We start from the raw sequence: 18,346 nt of genomic DNA on the forward strand, positions 1-18,346 counted from the left end.
GTTTATTGGTAGAGTAATAAAACCGTCTTTGATACGCCAAATTTTTATGTCACTTCAGACCACTTGCTTCAATATTCTTACCGCTTCCAGTGAAGCACGTGAACACAAATTAAAGAGCAAGGTATTCGACCTATTTCTCATTACATTGGTAGTGGTAAATGTGGTCGCAATGATGTTAGAGACGGTACCAGAAGTGGCAAGTGTTTGGTCTTTTGAATTACATTTAATTGAAAGGGTTTCGGTTGTCCTTTTCACTATTGAATACATACTTCGTGTTTATTGCAGCGCAGCAGATCCTAAAAGAAACAATCATAGCAAGGTACAAGTTACCACTTGGCAAAAACGCTGGTACTACATCAAAAGCCCTATGGCCATTATTGATTTAATGGCGATTCTGCCGTTTTATTTGAGCATGTTTGTCGCCTTCGATTTGCGTATTCTGCGTGTTTTTCGCGTTATGCGTATATTAAAACTCGGGCGCTACTCTCGTTCTATTCAAACTCTTGTGACCGTGATCAGAAACGAAGCCCACAGTTTACTGGCAGCACTCAGCGTGCTTCTATTATTTACCGTCATTGCAGCCACATGCATTTACTACATTGAACACACTGCACAGCCAGATGTCTTTAGCAGCATACCTGCATCACTTTGGTGGGCATTGGTAACTTTGACAACCGTCGGCTATGGCGATGCTGTACCTATTACGCCAATGGGGAAAATATTTGGCGGCATCATCACCGTAATGGGAATTTGCTTTTACGCCCTTCCTGCGGGTATTTTGTCATCTAGTTACACGGCGCAAATGCAGTTAAAACGTGACAGATTTAAAGATTCTGTTCGCATTGTATTGGACGATGGAAAATTGAGTGAACATGACATAAACCATTTGTCCAAGGTACGGGAATTACTGGATCTCGATGAAGAAGAAGCGCGACTCATCATGCGTTTATTGCAGCATCACCATACCAATATTGACGACTAGACTGAGGGCTTCCCCTTGATTCTTGCTCCACATCAGCTTATAACTAATACCCGTCATTTCCTAAAAGTAACCCTATGTCTGTCAAACACCCTATTATCGCTATAACAGGTTCTTCTGGTGCAGGTACCACTACCACCACCAATGCCATTCGTCATATCTTTAGAAACCTGAGTGTTAATGCGGCCATTGTAGGGGGCGACAGTTTCCACCGTTTTACCCGACCAGAAATGGAAGTTGAAATTCGTAAAGCACAGGAACAAGGCAGACATATTAGCTATTTTGGCCCCAAAGCCAACGATTTCGAATTACTTGAAACTTTGTTTAGGGAATACGGTAGTTCAGGTTCTGGGCAGTTTAGACAATACCTACACACATTTGACGAAGCTGTGCCTTTTAACCAAATGCCAGGTACCTTCACGCCATGGCAGGATTTACCACAAAACACCGATTTATTGTTTTATGAAGGGCTACATGGCGGTGTAAAAACCGAAGAAAACGATGTAGCCAAACACGTTGATTTGCTGGTAGGCATGGTGCCTATCGTAAACTTGGAGTGGATCCAAAAAATAGTACGCGACACCACCGACCGCGGCCACTCTCGTGAAGCGGTAATGAGCAGCATTGTTCGCGGCCTTGATGACTACTTCCATTATATTACGCCGCAGTTTTCTCGTACCCACGTTAACTTCCAGCGCGTCCCCACGGTTGATACGTCAAACCCATTTAGTGCACGCGAAATTCCCACACAAGACGAAAGCTTTGTAGTAGTGCGCTTCAGGCGCGAAATGAAAACCGTCGATTATCCTTATTTACTTCAGATGATTGACGGCGCATTTATGTCACGCATAAACACCTTGGTAGTACCAGGTGGTAAAATGGGCTTGGCGATGGAGCTGATCTTAACGCCACTTCTTGAAGATATACTCAACAAAAAGCGCCGAGCAGGCCATCAAATGGACTGGCTCAACGCAGAGCAGTAAAGCACACTGACGCTCTAGATAACACCCTGCGAGTAACTAATGTCAACTCCAGTTCTAAGCGAAGCACAGTTCATTTAAAACTAATACTATTCCAAATATCGAATATTAATGGATATTTTTTTAAAATAATCTGATTAACCATGAATGTGTAGGCTCCAAAATATTGGGCATTACATTGCATCAACACGAAAGGCGCTATTGTAGTCGCACGCCTTAAATGCACAACGACGCTTTCGTTGCTCCCAACAAAAATACGATGCGATAAGCAATTTGTATAGTTCGTTTAATTTTATTTCTTTATTTGCTTTATCTTAATCTAGCATTGTCAATAAAAACTCTCTCAAGCCAAGAACCCAAATAGCCGAAAAGCGGATTTATGTTGCTCAATAACGTGGAGATAACGTCTTTGTAAACATTGATTTTGAGTTTGCTAGAACATGTTGACCTTTGCGGTACGTTTTTGCAGCAAAGTGTACCGAAAAGGTCAACACGCTCTGATGGTTGCTTCAAAAATTTTTCACTTTAAATAAACACGTACTAGGGGATTTGCTTTGTCACTAATCAAAACATGGACACTTGCTACAGGGCTTACGCTATCTGCTATTTGCCAGTTAGCGCTAGCAGCGGATAACATCAATCCAGTAGAGCAAAGTTCGCAAGATGACTCAAATGCCATTTTAAACACTATCAGCGATTATTTTGCGACTCAAAGTGGACCTGTGGGCGTAGCACCAACGGGGGACCAGCTTGCCTCTTATTATCACAAAAATGGCGTACAGTGGTTTGAAAACCGTTCGGGCGGAGTCGACCGTACTAGCCCTGTTGAAGAAGCCCAAGCCTATGCAGAAATTCTGCTGAAGCGCGACTTTCTAGAGGAGGTTGTATCATCAGATATAAAGGTTTACGGCAATATGGCGCATGCCTTTATTGTGTATCAAATTAGCGATACAAAAAAACCAAAACACCGCGCAAGGGTTTGGATAGTGTGCAGCTAGCCAAAATTAATGGCCAGTGGAAAGTACTTTCCATGTTTTTTGTAAGCGAAATGATAGACCGCCCACTAAATAAAGAAGAATTCTAATTAACGCCCTGCATTTGTTAGACGGCGCATTTGTGTCACGCAAAAGTATCTTATTTGGCAAAATGTGCTTGGCGATAGAGCTGATATACACACATTCGGGAACCCAAAAGCACTGCTGGTTGAACGCTTTGATAGAGGATGGGGTGAAGATAGCCCTTTATGCAGATTAACTCAAGAAGTTGCCATGGGCTGCATAGCAGACCTGAATGCTAATATTAAAAGTGCCCTTAGAGCGACCTCTGCAAATGTTACTGGAGACTTTGACCAAGATACTGACAATCAACCTTGTCTACATCTGTCACTAATCAACACGCTCGCTCCTTCTATACACCGTCTCTATAACAATATATTTACAACTGAAAGTCGCAATTGCCTAAAACCTGAGTCAGTCTAGGAAAACTAAACTGACAAATAGCAAACCTTATGACAACAATTATTAGCCAACAAATTTGGGTTAATCAAAACGCATTAAATGAAACTCAAATAGTCCATCGTGATATTAATACCTCAAACTTAGAAACTGACGAAGTCTTGCTTGAAACCGACAGTTTCGGCTTTTCTGCCAATAATATTACCTACGCGGCACTGGGTTTTAAAATGGGGTATTGGGGCTTTTTTCCTACCGAAAAGGAAGGTTTTGGTATCGTCCCTGTTTGGGGGTTTGCCACAGTAAAGGCCTCTAGCCACCCCAACATTCAAGTGGGTGAAAAAGTATTTGGTTATTTGCCGATGGCCAGCCATTGGGTAATTAAAGCAGGCAGAGAAGCGCCACACGGCTTTTCCGATATTCACGAAAAACGCAAAAGTATTAGCCCGGTTTACGACCAATACCTACGCTGTGCAACTGACCCGGGGTACAACCCACAACGCGAAGCATGGCAATTGAGCTTTCGCCCACTTTATATGACGTCGTTTGTATTAGATGATTATGTGGCAGAACTATCAAAAGGCGAATCGTTGCTGCTTTCAAGCGCCTCCAGTAAAACCGCATTAGGCACAGCACAGCTACTAAAAGACCAAAAACAAGCGCGCAATGCAACCTACAACGTTATTGGGTTAACGTCTGCTTCAAATGTAGACATGGTTAAAGCAACCGGCTGTTATGACAGCGTTGTTGGTTACGATGACCTAGCACAGTTAAGTCCTGAGTCGAATTATTGGTTACTCGATTTCGCGGCCAACGGCACGTTAATTAATAACCTCACCGACGTACTGCACGACAAGTTAAGTAAAGTCACCCTCATTGGTGCAACTGATTGGAAAGCAGAACATAAACCCAACCCCAAAGTATTAGATGCCGAGATCTTTTTTGCACCCGCCCGTGTAAAACTGCGTCAATCTGAGTGGGGGCACAGTGCTTTCTTGGCCAAGTATGCTCAAGCATGGCAAAGGTTTGCGCAAAAGATTGACGGCAAATTTTACCAGCATGATTGTTGTGGGACAGATGCCATAATAGAAACATATCTAGCTACGTTAGAAGGAAAAGCTGACACAAAAGCCTTAAACAAATTGAGTTTTAATTAACTGAAAATAAATTGAGTTTTAAGTTGTTTACTGATTATATAGGGCGACTATATTTACTGTTATAGCAAATATGATAAGACTCATTTTCGTATCTTTACTACTTGTCGCATTTTCACGTGTAAATGCGACAACGTTACTCTTAGACTCTCAACAAACCGTTGATGTCCTGGTGTCAAAGTCTTCCCCCAAAATAATGAGTGAAGAGCTACTAAGCTTAGTTTATCCACAAATAGAAAGTTCAATCAGCAATATGCAAGTTTTGTCGCACAAACGCATTGAACGCTTACTTAACTCCGATGAAGCGTTTTGCACTACTAATAGACTAAAAACGACAGAGCGAAAAAGCAAATACCTGTTTAGTCATGCCATTGATGTTTATTCGGGCTTAAAGTTATACGCGCATAAAAAGAATGATTTGTACTTAGAAACACTAAGTGATAGCGCCGAACAACCTGTTGCGCTGCATAACTTTGTAAGTCGTTTCAAGCATGACATTTTCGCAATTATAGCGAATTATTCATATGGAGATGTTTTAGACGAAGAAATTTCAAAAGTTGATGAAAGCCAACTCTATGTTTTTGAATCAAAAGATCCGTTCGAAGACTTTATCCATTTATTTTTGTCCAAACGAGTCCAGTTCATTGTAACCTACCCAGAAGTTATGCATGAATACATGAATTCTGTTGATCATGACATTGTCGAACGAGATCTCAAAGGAGAAAAACCATATAGGTTTGGCCACGTAATGTGCAATAAGAACGAGGAAAACCAAGCTTTCATGATAAGTTTAAACAATGCTTTACGACAACTTTATGTAAAAGGCGTTTTTACAAAGATAGCAAGTAAGTACCTTCTACCAGAACAAGCTGAAGGTATCGAGAGTATTGTACCTACGCTATTAGAGTAGTTAGACACTATTTGTAACAAACACACCCCTGCTTTTACGTTTTCTTACTTTTGTATTTGGCGCCTTGTGGTTATAGTGAAGAAAAAAGTAGGTTAAAGGTAACAGTATGGGTCAGGAAACCTCCAAAATTCTCGTTGTTGATGATGACATGCGTCTTCGCAGCTTGCTTGAGCGCTATTTGCTAGAGCAAGGTTATCAAGTGCGAAGTGCCGCCAATGCAGAACAAATGGACAGACTGCTTGAGCGTGAGAATTTCCACCTAATGGTGCTTGATTTGATGTTACCTGGCGAAGACGGTTTATCCATATGCCGTCGCCTGCGCCAATCTAAGAACGACATGCCCATTATTATGCTTACTGCGAAAGGCGATGAAGTTGACCGCATCATTGGCTTAGAAATGGGCGCAGATGACTATTTGCCGAAGCCGTTCAACCCGCGTGAACTTTTAGCGCGTGCGAAAGCCGTGTTACGTAGACGTAGTAGTGAAGCGCCGGGAGCACCTTCTAAAGACGTACAAATTATTGAATTTGGTGACTACAAGCTCAACCTAGCCACCCGTGAAATGTCTGCAGGGGACAAACCCCTTACATTAACCAGCGGTGAATTTGCCGTACTCAAATCTTTAGTTACGCACCCTCGTGAGCCTTTATCACGCGATAAATTAATGAACTTGGCAAGAGGGCGTGATTACAGCGCACTAGAACGCAGTATCGACGTACAAGTGTCTCGCTTGCGCAGAATGCTTGAAGCCGACCCAGCCAATCCCCGTTATATTCAAACGGTATGGGGTTTAGGTTACGTCTTCGTACCCGATGGTGAGCAAGCGTAGTCTTGCAGCATCATTTACAATGAAAATAGTACATTGCAGTTCGCTGTGCACACCGTTGCACAGCCATTTACCATATAGGGTTGGTTATGCGCCTCATCCCTAAAAGTGCGTTTGGCCAAACCGTAATGTTAATAGGCGTATTATTGCTTATTAACCAAATCGTCTCTTATATTTCTGTTACTTACTATTTTATTCAACCAAGCTATCAGCAAATCAATAGTTTACTTGCCACGCAAGTGAAAGCGGTGTTGGCCAATGACCTTTTGGTCACAAATCAACAAACCCGCGACGACTATTACAAGAAAACACAGGTGATGGTACTTGATGAAAGCGTGGCACGTAAAAACGGCCTTGCCAGCGCTGTTTATTATGGTTTTATGTCATCACAAGTTAGCCAACAGCTGAATCAATTGGCAGATGTGCGCATTAGTACTACCACACAGGCCAGTGATAACCAGGCCCCCTATATTGTGTGGATTTCCCTGACTCGCTACCCAGACACGTGGATTTCAATTCCAATATCAGGCCTAAACGAAGCCAATATCTCGCCGTTAACCATGTACCTAATGGTAATTGGTATATTGAGTGTTGCCGGCGGGTGGCTATTTGTCAGACGCATGACACGGCCGTTACTCGCCTTGCAAAAAGCGGCAATTGCGGTAGGTAAAGGGGAGCATCCTGCACCACTTCGCGAGCAAGGCAGCACAGAGATGATCCAGGTAACCCGTGCGTTTAATCGAATGAATCAAGGAATAAAGCAACTTGAGAACGACCGAAACGTCATGACAGCGGGCATTTCTCATGATTTACGTACGCCGCTAACGCGGATTCGCTTGGCTTCAGAAATGCTGCCTGAAGATCAAGACTGGATAAAAGAGGGCATTGTTAACGATATAGAAGATATGAATGCCATTATCGATCAGTTCATAGACTATGCCCGTTATGATACAGAGGAAGTTACCCAAGAAACCGACCTAAATGCAGTTATTGCAGAACTTGTGCAAGCTCGCCATTTTGATGAAAAGCATCACATCGAACTGAAATTAAATGCCATTCCGCCGTTATCATTGCGCCGTATTGCCATGAAACGAGTCATTGATAATTTGATTGAAAATGCCTTTAAGTATGGCTCAGATGATATTGCTATCAGCAGCTATTACAACCGTCACGAGAAACGTGTGTACTGCAAAGTGCGTGACTTCGGGCCGGGTATTCCCGAAGGCGAAATTGAAAATGTATTTATGCCTTTTGCACAAGGCGATAAAGCCAGAAACTCATCGGGCTCTGGCTTAGGCCTTGCTATTATTAGGCGTATTATTGAAGCACATGATGGCGAAGTTACACTTCGCAACCACCCTCAACAAGGCTTAGTGGCAGAGTTTTACCTGCCGTATTCTACCTTTAAAGACTAAACACTTATTAACAAACAGCACTGATAATAATGCAGACTTAATGTCAGTCGATTGGTTCGTGATGCACCTACAACTTAAGCACGTATACTTTATGCTTGTATAATTTTAGCTCGTATAAATTAAGTTCAGTGATACTTCACTTTTCGGCTATAGCCAACGGTTGCTAGCCACAAAATACAGCCTCCCAGTGGAATGACCCAAAACGCAGTCGTTAACGGCACAAAATTCGCCCATAAACCGGTAGAAAAAGACGCTACCTGAACGCCAGTAGAATTCCCAATAATACAAATACCCGATAGTACAGGACCGTTATCACTATCAATATTCATGGCTGCCGAGAGCGCAAGTGGGAAAAGCCCGCCTAACCCCAAGCCCAACAAGAAGTTTCCTGCACCAATACCGTAAAGTGTTGGCATCAATTTAAGGGCAAACACACCCACAAGTGACGCCGTTGCCATTATTACCATAAGGCGATGCACTGAAACAAAACGCAACAAAAACGGAAACGTTAAGCGACTGATTACCATGCCTAGTGTAAAGCAAGCTAAGAGGTTTCTAGATTGCTCACCACTAAACCCTAAGCCATTTTGAGCATAGCTGACAAACCAGTTGGCGTTACCAAATTCAACTGCACCATAACCAAAGGTCAACAGCCCTAAAAATATAAAAATAGGTTGTTTAATAATAGCCCCAAATGTAAGTGTTTTCTTCGGCTCGCTGGGTTGGCCTTTGGTAATTTTTGCTTGTGATCTTGCGGCAATAAAAGCATAGCAAGACAGTACTATCATCACACCTGCAAGTACTTGAATAGGAATACGCCAGCTTTCTTCAATCAAGTAAAGCAGGGTTACAAAAAATGACGCCGCAAATGTACCTAGGCTAAACATAAAATCCATAAGCCCCATCATCATGAAACGCTTCTCGGCATACATGCGCGCAATCAATGTATGTCCAATGGTGAAAATAGTAGAGCTGACCACACCAATAAGTACCGCGAGTACCAAGAACCATTGCCAGGAAGACAATAGCGATACAAGAAATAGCAGCACCGTATTCATTGCGAAAAGACTCGCAAGCAAAGGCATATATTCGTATCTGCTCGCATATTTCCCTCCAATAACGGCACCTAACATCATGCCCACCGAGAAAAGTGAAAACAGCGCACCACTAATCACCTCAGACATGGCAAGATCGTCGGCAATGTCGGGAAGCAAAATACCCCACAAGATAAACAACTTACCAATTAGAAAGAAACCAGCAAAAATAACTATAGTGGCAGGTACGCGGCTCATTGAGGCTCCGAAAAGAGTTTTTATCTAAACAAACATATAAAACGAAAGAGGGCGCTTAAAATGCGCCCTCTTTCGTTTCATGACAGAAGATAAGCTTACAGAATTTTAATCTCTACAGATTGCTGGTAGTCGCAGGAAATTGCAAGTGAAAGCGTTTTCCCTTTTTCATTCCATTGGCTCGAAACACGCTTTCCATCAACTAAAACGGCATTTGGTGACTCAGCCAGACCATGTATAACCCAAGTAATATTTCGTTGTTGAGGCATACCAACATAGCTGCCTTGGCTGGTTAGGTTTAGCGTAAGCCCGTCTTTCGCCACTGTTGATGCCGACATTACGAGCTTCGTATAAAGCTCTTTATCAATAGCGTTCGGGTTGTGACCATCGTCTTCAAACATGGTATAGCTTGCTTTAGATACTGCTTTGTCGTGCCAATAGTGAATGGTTAACGCGCTTGGGTCGTAATGTTCTGTACGTGAAATAGCTTCCGACATAGGAACAAAACTACCGGCCTTCACCCATACAGGTAGAGTTTCTTGTGTAAGGGGATAGTCTACGCTTTGGCTGCCTACATAGCGAGTATCAGAGAAAAAGTCGAACCAAACGCCTTCAGGTAAAGCAACTTGCCATTTGTCTTGGTTGGGCTCGGTCACAGGAGACACCAAGAAGCTATCGCCCCACAGGTAACTGTTGGTTTCTTCAAACCATTGGCTTTGGTCAAATGACATTGCCAATGGGCGCATAAGCGGCGTGCCATTTATGGCGTTTTCAAACGCCAACGAGTAATTATAAGGCAGCATGGCGTAGCGCAACTTGATAAAGTCTCGCGCAATGGATTTTACAGGGTTATCATGGAAAACCGGCTCTGGGGCGATATTATCTTGCGCATGAGGTCGAAATACCGGTGTAAAAGTACCAAACTGAAGCCAACGCGTATAAAGCTCAGGGTCGAAATCCTCCCCACCAGCAAAACCACCTAAGTCTGAGTGGGTATAGGCCAAACCGAATGCGCTCATTTGCAAGGCAAGTTCCACTTGAGGTTTTAATCCGTCCCAACTACGGCTAACATCGCCTGTCCACGGCACCATACCGTAACGCTGACTCCCCAAAAAACCTGAACGCATGAGAATGAAAGGGCGCGTATTAGGCTGCAATTCGCGCAGGTTGGTATACACCATTTTTGCCCACTGATGGCCATAACCATTGTGAACATCTGCACCACTAACTTTGCTGGAATGCCATAAGTGCTGAATGTCATCAGGGTGTACTTCAGGCTCACCTAAATCACCCCACCAACCTGCAACACCTTGGGCAGCCAATTTTTGGTAAAATTGCCAAAACCATTGCTGACCAGCCTCACTAAACACATCAACTAAGCCTGTATTGCCAAAGTAAAAATCGAATGTGTAGGGGCTACCGTTTTCGGTTGTCGCTAGTGCATCACCACTTACAGCACTTTCCCATTGCTTTGAAGTAGTCAGAATAAAAGGCTCAGTAATCAGTACTGTTTTAACATCTTGCTGCCGCAGCTTTGTGATCATGCTTTCGGGTTCAGGAAATGCGTTAGCATCCCACTGCAAATTCCCCATATGCCCTTTTACGTCTTTACCAAACCAGTACAAATCCAGTACCACGGCATCAACAGGGATGTCTTGATTGTTGAACGCCGTTACGACATTTTCCACATCTTGCTGCGATTTATAGCCAAAGCGAGAGGCAAAATTGCCAAATAGCCAGCGAGGAGGTAACGGCTGTTTCCCCGTTACCGCTACCGTAGACTCAATGGTGTTTTCTAAATTATCTCCCAATACAACTATGTAGCTTGCGCGACCACCTTTGGCGCTGAATAACAACTCTTTGGCGTTGCTACTACCTATATCCAATTCGCCCGATGCAGTGTTATCAAACAACACACTGTAGTGTTTTGAAGACATCACAGCAGACAACCCATAGTACATTTGGTTTGACGATGTGGTATAGCCGTAGTGGGCCTTATTGTATAAAGGCATACGATGACCACGACGATCCATGCCCAAAATTCGCTGACCACCACCATAGAGCTTTTCATTCTCGTCTAGTGTCATAGACAGCGTAACGCCTTCATTGGTGATACCAAGGCCATTTTTTTCCTTAGCAACCACATTGCCATTTACCTTATAGGTGATCACATGAGTTTGCTTGTTTATGGCAGCTTCAATACTTCCCGAACTTATAACAATTGAATCGTTTAACTCATGTACTTTAGGCGTGATTACATGGCTATTTAATTGTTCGGTAGGTAGCGCCATGGAGGGCAAGTTATTATAAACAGCGCCGTTGTCATCTGTTGTGTAAGTGACCTGAAAGCTGTTATGACCTAATACTGTTACCGTGAAATCATTCGTGGTGGTTTTTACTGAAAGGGTATTGTCGCTCAAGCTAAATTGCTCTACCTCCGCCAAAGCAACAGAAGAGACAAATACGCTAGTAATTGCTAAGGACGATAGATATGCGCACGATTTAAGTAGAGGCCACTTAGGTATGAGACTGGTCGATGTTAACGCGGTGTGCTTTTGCCATTTAATCATGCTAAAACCTTTTAATTGCTTCAGCACAGCGACAACCTAAGCGCTTACTGAACCTTCACGAGTAGTTGTTGAATAATAACCAGTGGGGGAGCCAACTTAAATAAACATACGTATTCATTATGTTAATTTTGTTAACGTTTGGGTAAAAAAAGCCCGCAACACGGTGCGGGCAAAACATCAATCACGTTGAGTGTGATGAACGTTGGGAAGGGGTAAACTATAGTAACTCCTAATGTTAATAGGTTGGCTGTTAGTTGCCTGGGCCAGCCTTAACAATAGCGTCACTCACATTGTATTTTTCAAAGTTCTGCTTAAAGTCATTAACCAAGTTGGCGGCAAACTCATCGTACTTAGCTTTATCAGCCCATGTGTTCTGTGGTACCAACAAATTGCTATCAACACCAGGAATAGCAACAGGTACATCAAGGTTTAGCGCATCAATGTGCTGTGTTTCAACACCTGCTAATTCACCTGAAACAATGGCATCGATGATCGCGCGTGTCGTTGGAATATCGAAACGACTTCCAGTACCGTATGGGCCGCCAGTCCAACCTGTATTTACCAAGTAAACTTTTGCGCCAAACGCCTTAACTCGTTTAATTAATAGCTCAGCATAAACACCGGCTGGACGCGGGAAGAAAGGTGCGCCAAAACAAGTAGAGAATGTTGATTCAATGTCACTGGTAGAACCAATTTCTGTTGAACCTACTTTCGCTGTGTAACCGCTTAAGAAGTGGTATGCCGCAGCTTCTTCGCTTAGCACTGAAACTGGAGGTAATACACCGCTTACATCACAAGTTAAGAATACCACTGAGCGTGGCTCACCACCGCGATTCTCTGCCACACGTTTTTCAATATGGCTTAACGGGTAAGCTGCACGTGAGTTCTGAGTAAGACTTGTGTCTGTGTAATCAGGCGTACGCGTTTCATCAAGTACAACATTTTCCAAAATGGTACCGAACTTAATTGCGTTCCAAATTACAGGCTCGTTTTTTTCTGATAGGTCGATACATTTAGCGTAACACCCACCTTCAATATTAAACACGCTACCTGGCGCCCAACCGTGCTCATCATCACCAATTAAGAAGCGCTTAGGATCAGCAGAAAGGGTTGTTTTACCTGTGCCTGAAAGACCAAAGAACAAAGTAACATCGCCGTCTTCGCCAACATTCGCTGAACAGTGCATTGGCAATACATCTTTCGCAGGTAACAGGAAGTTTTGAACCGAAAACATGGCTTTTTTCATTTCACCGGCATAACGCATTCCAGCAATTAGTACGCGCTTTTTAGCGAAGTTGATAATTACTGTGCCATCGCTATTCGTACCGTCGCGCTCAGGTTCACAAGTAAAGCCCGGTACATTCATAATTTGCCAAGGTTGATCACCTTTTTCATTCCACGTTTCTGGAATAATGAATAAGTTACGTGCAAATACATGCTGCCATGCGGTTTGCGTTCTTACTTCTAGTGACAACGCATGCTCTGGATCCGAACCAACTTGTAGGTGAGAAAGAAAGTGTTCTTGGGTCGACAGATAAGCCTCTACTCGATCCCACAACGCGTCGAACTTGTCAGCATCGAAAGGCTTGTTGACCTTACCCCAATCGATATCATTCTCTGTGGATGCTTCTTTTACTATGAAGCGATCGTTCGGTGAACGGCCCGTACGCTTACCCGTTTCAACAACAAGTGCACCATTTTTATCTAGTACACCTTCGCCGCGCTTTACGGCGCGCTCAATTAATTCTGCATTTGGCAGGTCGGTAAGTGGAGTTACTTTCAAATCCGTTTGAAGTGAGGCTGCTGCGGTCATGGCTGTTACCCTATATGTAATTTTTCAAAAGCACTTTCAAAAAAGTATCACTGCTGTGAGTGTAAAGTAAACAAGCGACAACAAGCATTTATTCTACCCATAGTCATCATTCAGCACCATTAACTTTCACAAATATTGTAATTTAATTACAGGGTAAGGGTTTTACCTTCAATAATTGGCAAAATTCACTTTAGATATGACAAGAATGATCGATTGTTTTCTTAAATAAAAAAATCACAACAAAAATGAAAATTATAGAAATTAGATTACTAGTATTGTTGGCATTGCACTATCCGCATGACCAACCATAACCAATGAGCAATTTTTGACCAGCAGTTAACGGAGGTTTAGAACAATAATGAAGAGTATGTTTGGCTTATGAATACCTAGAACGCACTCGCTCCACGCTAAGATGAGAGTGCGTTCTAAAGTGGTAGCAAACTACTGATTAGATGATGGGGCGCTTACATTACCATTGTGAATGGCTTCTACATCAATACTGTCAAAGCGATACTCTGTATGACAATACTGACAATTCATCTTGATTGCTCCTTCTTCTTCAATAATGGCAAGCAACTCAGACTTATCGACATGACGTAGCGCTTCGGCACTGCGTTCTTTTGAACATGTGCATGCAAACGACACCGCTTTAGCCGGGAACAGTTCAACTTCTTCTTGGTGATACAAGCGGTGAAGAATTTCTTCCACCGACAATGTGAACATTTCTTCTTTGGTCAATGTTTCAGTTAACGTTGAGATATGTGCGAACTCATTGGCTTGTGACACATCCGTGGCACTAGAATCAGTGGGTAATACTTGTAGTAATATGCCCGACGCCTTAGCGTTTTTCGGATCATCCAAATCAGTCATCAAATGAACGCGCGTAGCAAGCTGTTCCGATTGACCGAAATACTCTTCAATACATTGGGCAAGGCTTGGCTTATCGAGTGCCACAACACCTTGATAACGTTCACCTTCATCTGGTGTGATAGTGATCACAAGCACTGCTTGTGAAAGTAAGTCAGAAAAGCTTTCTGGCAACTCGCTCAACGTTTCGTCCCAACGCGCTACACCGCGCAACGTTTGCTCGTGCGTTGCATTTAACACCGCGTAGCTTACCGGGCCTTTGCTTTGAATTTGTAATGAAATTTCACCTTTGAATTTCAATGTTGCAGTAAGTAATGAAGTAGCGGCAGCCATCTCGCCCAATAGCGTCTGAATTTGCACTGGGTATTCGTAGCTATGCACAATTTGATTTAAACTTTCATCTAAACGTACAAGTTCACCGCGCACGTTGGCTTGGTTGAACATAAAGCGGTGTAATTTGTCGAAATCACTCATAGGTTATCCTGTCGCGCAGCTCTCTATTGCTGCTTAAATTTAATGATCTGTCTTCGTTGTTTCTTGTCTGGACGATGCTCGGGCTTCGGACTGTGAAACGCGTTCATCTTTCGCGCCACTTGGTTCTCTTCACGTTTTGTTACACTTTCAGCCGTCTCTTCAAAAAGGGCTTGTGCCAAGGGTGCGCTCAATCGCTTGTCGCTAATGCCGAGAACGATTATTTCCTTTAAATCCCATCCAGACGGAACTTTTATGCTTGCACCCAACTCTACGTGCTTACCAGGTTTGGCACGTTGTCCGTTGTATTGGACCTTGCCCGACTGCACCATATCGCGCGCAATAGCTCGGGTTTTGAAAAACCTTGCGGCCCATAGCCACTTGTCCAGCCTGACATTTTGTGTTGTATTGTTGCTATCCGTTTGGCTCATGTAATAATTTCGTAATGGTGTAGCTTTAGAGTTGTGACCCCCACCTTTACTAGGCTATCATGGGTTCGCTAAAGCGCGGTTAACCAAAAATTCACTTAATTATAAAAAGCAGTACCATCAGTGGCAGCATGACATTCAACAAACCCAACCCACATTCTCTGGTTGTTTATGTGAACCAGCACCAAAAACAGCTACATACCCTTGCGGTGGTTCTGCTTAGTCTGTATTTAATTGCGTTCGCAGCAAAACTTATGTGGCGAATTATACCTGAACCTCAGTTATCTTCGACACCTACTGTAGCGCAACGTCCTACTTTGTCTTCATCGTCGAATCAAAGTGGGGTCGATATACAAAAAATACAACAACTAAACTTGTTTGGTGATATCGCAGCTGCGCCCGTAGTCGCACCAGTTGCTACTGTCACCGATGCTCCAGAAACACGTTTGAATCTCACCTTAACCGGAGTGGTTGCGAGTTCAGAAAAGGAAGCAGGTACAGCGATTATTGAAAATCGCGGTAGCCAAGCGGTTTACGGTTTAGGTGAAAAAATTGAAGGCACGAATGCAACACTGCAAAAAGTGTTCAACGACAGGGTAATTATCCGCAATGGCAGTCGCGACGAAACGCTCATGCTAGATGGCATCGATTACGAAGAAGCGAATCGCCGTCGCGAACAACAAGCGCTCCAGCGACCTCAAGTTGACCAAAGAGATAGGATGTCTCCACGAGCACTGAGCGACGAAGCACTAGAAGCCACCGCTGAACTGCGCGAACGCCCTGCCAATTTTACCGACTTTATTTCCATTTCACCCAAGGTGGAAGACGGCCAACTAATTGGTTATCAAGTGAGCCCTGGTAAAGAGCCAGAATTGTTTAAATCTGCTGGTTTACAAGCCGGCGATGTTATTTCTCAAATCAATGGTCTTGATTTGACCGATATGCAGCAGTCGAAAGAAGCCCTAAACGAGCTTCGCAATGCGCAAACACTAGAATTGACGATTATTAGAGATGGTAGTTTGACGACGCTCTATTTAGATTTGCCTGAGTCGTAAAATAACAAAAAGCGCCTTGAAACACTCAAGCGCAGAGTAATAAACAAACATTGCACCATCGACAGATTATGAAATGAAGGAAGTTAGAATGAAAAGGCGTACTGGCCAACCACTATTATCTCGCTTAGGCACTGCAATGTGTACAGCACTTCTGTGTTTTTCGGTAACCGCAGCAGAGTACATGCCTAACTTCAAAGATACTGACATCAACGAATTCATCAATATCGTAGGTAAGAACTTAGAGCGCACGATTATCGTCGACCCCAACGTTAGGGGAAAGATCAGCGTACGCAGCTACGACATGCTCAATGAAGACCAGTACTATCAGTTCTTCTTAAACGTACTGCAAGTGTATGATTTTGCTGTGGTTGAAATGCCTAGCGGTATATTGAAAGTCGTGCGTTCAAAAGATGCTAAAACATCTAATATTCCCGTAGTTGAAGGTGCAAACCGCGACGGTGATGAAATGATCACTCGTGTGGTACCTGTTTACAACGTACCCGTAAGAGAGCTTGCGCCTATATTACGTCAGCTTAACGACCAAGCGGGCGGTGGTAACGTGGTAAGTCACGACCCATCAAACGTAATGATGCTTACAGGTCGCGCAGCAGTGGTGAACCGTTTAGTCGAAATTATCGAAAGGGTAGACCGCGCCGGTGACGAAGAAGTTGAAATCGTTAAACTGCGCTATGCCTCTGCATCAGAAATGGTGCGTATTATTGAAAGCATCAATAAATCACAAGGTAAGGCAAACACAGGGGCAAAATCAGATCCACGCGTGGTGGCTGACGACAGAACCAACTCAGTTATTGTTAGTGGTGATATAAAAGCACGTCAGCGTTTAATTAACCTTATCCAACGTATGGACCAAGAACTAGAAACAAACGGTAATACCCGCGTGTTGTTCTTGAACTACGCAAAAGCAGAAGATTTAGTACAAGTGCTACAAGGTGTGTCGGCCAGTATTCAGGCCGAAGGTCAAAACGGCAGCGCCAATAGCCCAGGCCGCGGCAGTTCAAGCCGTGAAGTGAGCATTGATGCTCATGAAGACTCTAACGCCATTGTTATTACTGCTGAGCCAGACATGATGCGCTCACTAGAAGAAGTAGTAAGACAACTTGATGTTCGACGGGCACAAGTACAAGTTGAAGCTATTATTGTTGAAGTCTTTGAAGGCGATGGCGCAACACTTGGTGTGCAGTGGGTATCTGAAGAAGGCGGTGGTACGCAGTTTAATAACGGTGTTATTCCAGTAGGTTCTCTCGCTGTGGCATTGCGTCAAGCAGAAGACAGAGAAGTAACCCGCTCTACCACATCAGCTAACGGTGTACCGGTAGAAACCAAAGAGACTATTGAAGGTGACTTTACCGCATTGGCAAGCTTGTTAGGTAGTGCCAACGGTATGATCGCAGGCATTATTGAAGATGGTTGGGGCGCTGTAGTACAAGCGGTAAGCACTGACACCAATTCGAATATTCTTGCGACGCCGCACTTAACCACAATGGATAACGAAGAGGCCTTCTTTATTGTTGGTCAAGAAGTGCCTATTATCACAGGTACAACAACCGGTGCGAACAATTCGAACCCCTTCCAGACCGTTGACCGTCAAGAAGTGGGTATTAAGTTAAAAGTCACGCCGCAAATCAATGAAGGCAGCGCAGTACAACTACTTATTGAACAAGAAGTGTCAAGTGTGAGTGGTGCAACGTCTGTTGATATTTCAATTAACAAGCGTGAAATCAAGACTACGGTTATTGTAGATGACGGCGGCACAATTGTACTTGGCGGATTAATTGATGAAGACGTACAAGAAAGTGTGTCTAAAGTGCCACTGCTCGGCGATATTCCAATTCTTGGGCATTTGTTCAAAACCACGTCTACCAGTAAGCGCAAACGTAACCTTATGGTGTTCTTGAAGCCCACTATTGTGCGTGATGGCGCTACAATGAATGCAATAAGTCATCGCAAATACAACTACATTCGCGCCTTACAGCTTAAGCGACAGCAAGATGGTGTTTCACTAATGCCAAGTGCTGAAACGCCAAGTATGCCGCAATGGGATGACGCTTTGTCACTGCCTCCTTCATTTGAAGAATATTTATCTGAAAAAGACAAACAGAAAGAAGGTAACGACTAGT

15 protein-coding genes are annotated in these 18,346 nt (G+C 43.5%); 10 read left to right on the forward strand and 5 right to left on the reverse strand.

Annotated elements, in window-relative coordinates:
• The first annotated feature begins 46 nt into the window (after positions 1-46).
• From EYR97_RS20320 to envZ, 8 genes are all read left to right on the forward strand, one after another.
• Entirely contained in the window at positions 47-982 is a 936-nt protein-coding gene (locus EYR97_RS20320; RefSeq protein WP_242635143.1) for an ion transporter, read from the forward strand.
• A 74-nt stretch (positions 983-1,056) separates the two neighbouring features.
• Positions 1,057-1,962, forward strand: coding sequence for a phosphoribulokinase (locus EYR97_RS20325; RefSeq protein ID WP_131095586.1), 906 nt, complete (start codon positions 1,057-1,059; stop codon positions 1,960-1,962).
• Between the two features lie 551 nt (positions 1,963-2,513).
• Complete coding sequence (locus EYR97_RS20330; protein WP_131095587.1) at positions 2,514-2,957, forward strand: hypothetical protein; 444 nt, start codon at positions 2,514-2,516, stop codon at positions 2,955-2,957.
• Positions 2,958-3,107: 150 nt separating this feature from the next.
• Positions 3,108-3,437 (forward strand): hypothetical protein, encoded by a 330-nt coding sequence (locus tag EYR97_RS20335; RefSeq protein WP_131095588.1) that lies wholly within the window; start codon positions 3,108-3,110, stop codon positions 3,435-3,437.
• Positions 3,438-3,466: 29 nt separating this feature from the next.
• Positions 3,467-4,567 (forward strand): DUF2855 family protein, encoded by a 1,101-nt coding sequence (locus tag EYR97_RS20340; protein ID WP_131095589.1) that lies wholly within the window; start codon positions 3,467-3,469, stop codon positions 4,565-4,567.
• Between the two features lie 70 nt (positions 4,568-4,637).
• Positions 4,638-5,474, forward strand: coding sequence for a transporter substrate-binding domain-containing protein (locus tag EYR97_RS20345; protein ID WP_131095590.1), 837 nt, complete (start codon positions 4,638-4,640; stop codon positions 5,472-5,474).
• A 106-nt stretch (positions 5,475-5,580) separates the two neighbouring features.
• The gene (gene ompR, locus EYR97_RS20350) at positions 5,581-6,303 is read left to right on the forward strand and encodes a two-component system response regulator OmpR (protein WP_131095591.1); all 723 of its coding nucleotides are present in this window, start codon (positions 5,581-5,583) and stop codon (positions 6,301-6,303) included.
• Between the two features lie 86 nt (positions 6,304-6,389).
• Positions 6,390-7,715, forward strand: a complete 1,326-nt coding sequence (gene envZ / locus EYR97_RS20355) for a two-component system sensor histidine kinase EnvZ (protein WP_131095592.1) — start codon at positions 6,390-6,392, stop codon at positions 7,713-7,715.
• A 125-nt stretch (positions 7,716-7,840) separates the two neighbouring features.
• Here envZ and EYR97_RS20360 read toward each other — a convergent pair whose 3' ends face one another.
• The 5 genes from EYR97_RS20360 to hslR form a co-directional block, all read right to left on the reverse strand.
• Positions 7,841-9,007, reverse strand: coding sequence for a sugar MFS transporter (locus tag EYR97_RS20360; RefSeq protein ID WP_131095593.1), 1,167 nt, complete (start codon positions 9,005-9,007; stop codon positions 7,841-7,843).
• Positions 9,008-9,102: 95 nt separating this feature from the next.
• Complete coding sequence (locus EYR97_RS20365; protein WP_131095594.1) at positions 9,103-11,574, reverse strand: TIM-barrel domain-containing protein; 2,472 nt, start codon at positions 11,572-11,574, stop codon at positions 9,103-9,105.
• Positions 11,575-11,824: 250 nt separating this feature from the next.
• Positions 11,825-13,387: a phosphoenolpyruvate carboxykinase gene (locus EYR97_RS20370; protein WP_131095595.1), complete on the reverse strand. Its 1,563-nt coding sequence runs from the start codon at positions 13,385-13,387 to the stop codon at positions 11,825-11,827.
• A 441-nt stretch (positions 13,388-13,828) separates the two neighbouring features.
• Positions 13,829-14,728 (reverse strand): Hsp33 family molecular chaperone HslO, encoded by a 900-nt coding sequence (gene hslO, locus EYR97_RS20375; protein WP_131095596.1) that lies wholly within the window; start codon positions 14,726-14,728, stop codon positions 13,829-13,831.
• A 23-nt stretch (positions 14,729-14,751) separates the two neighbouring features.
• Complete coding sequence (gene hslR / locus EYR97_RS20380) at positions 14,752-15,156, reverse strand: ribosome-associated heat shock protein Hsp15 (RefSeq protein WP_131095597.1); 405 nt, start codon at positions 15,154-15,156, stop codon at positions 14,752-14,754.
• Positions 15,157-15,284: 128 nt separating this feature from the next.
• Between hslR and gspC the strand changes: the two genes are divergently transcribed.
• Positions 15,285-16,208, forward strand: a complete 924-nt coding sequence (gene gspC, locus EYR97_RS20385; protein WP_131095598.1) for a type II secretion system protein GspC — start codon at positions 15,285-15,287, stop codon at positions 16,206-16,208.
• Positions 16,209-16,296: 88 nt separating this feature from the next.
• Positions 16,297-18,345, forward strand: a complete 2,049-nt coding sequence (gene gspD, locus EYR97_RS20390; protein ID WP_131095599.1) for a type II secretion system secretin GspD — start codon at positions 16,297-16,299, stop codon at positions 18,343-18,345.
• Position 18,346: the final 1 nt, after the last annotated feature.

The organism is Alteromonas sp. KUL42 (assembly GCF_006538325.1).
Lineage (GTDB): Bacteria > Pseudomonadota > Gammaproteobacteria > Enterobacterales > Alteromonadaceae > Alteromonas.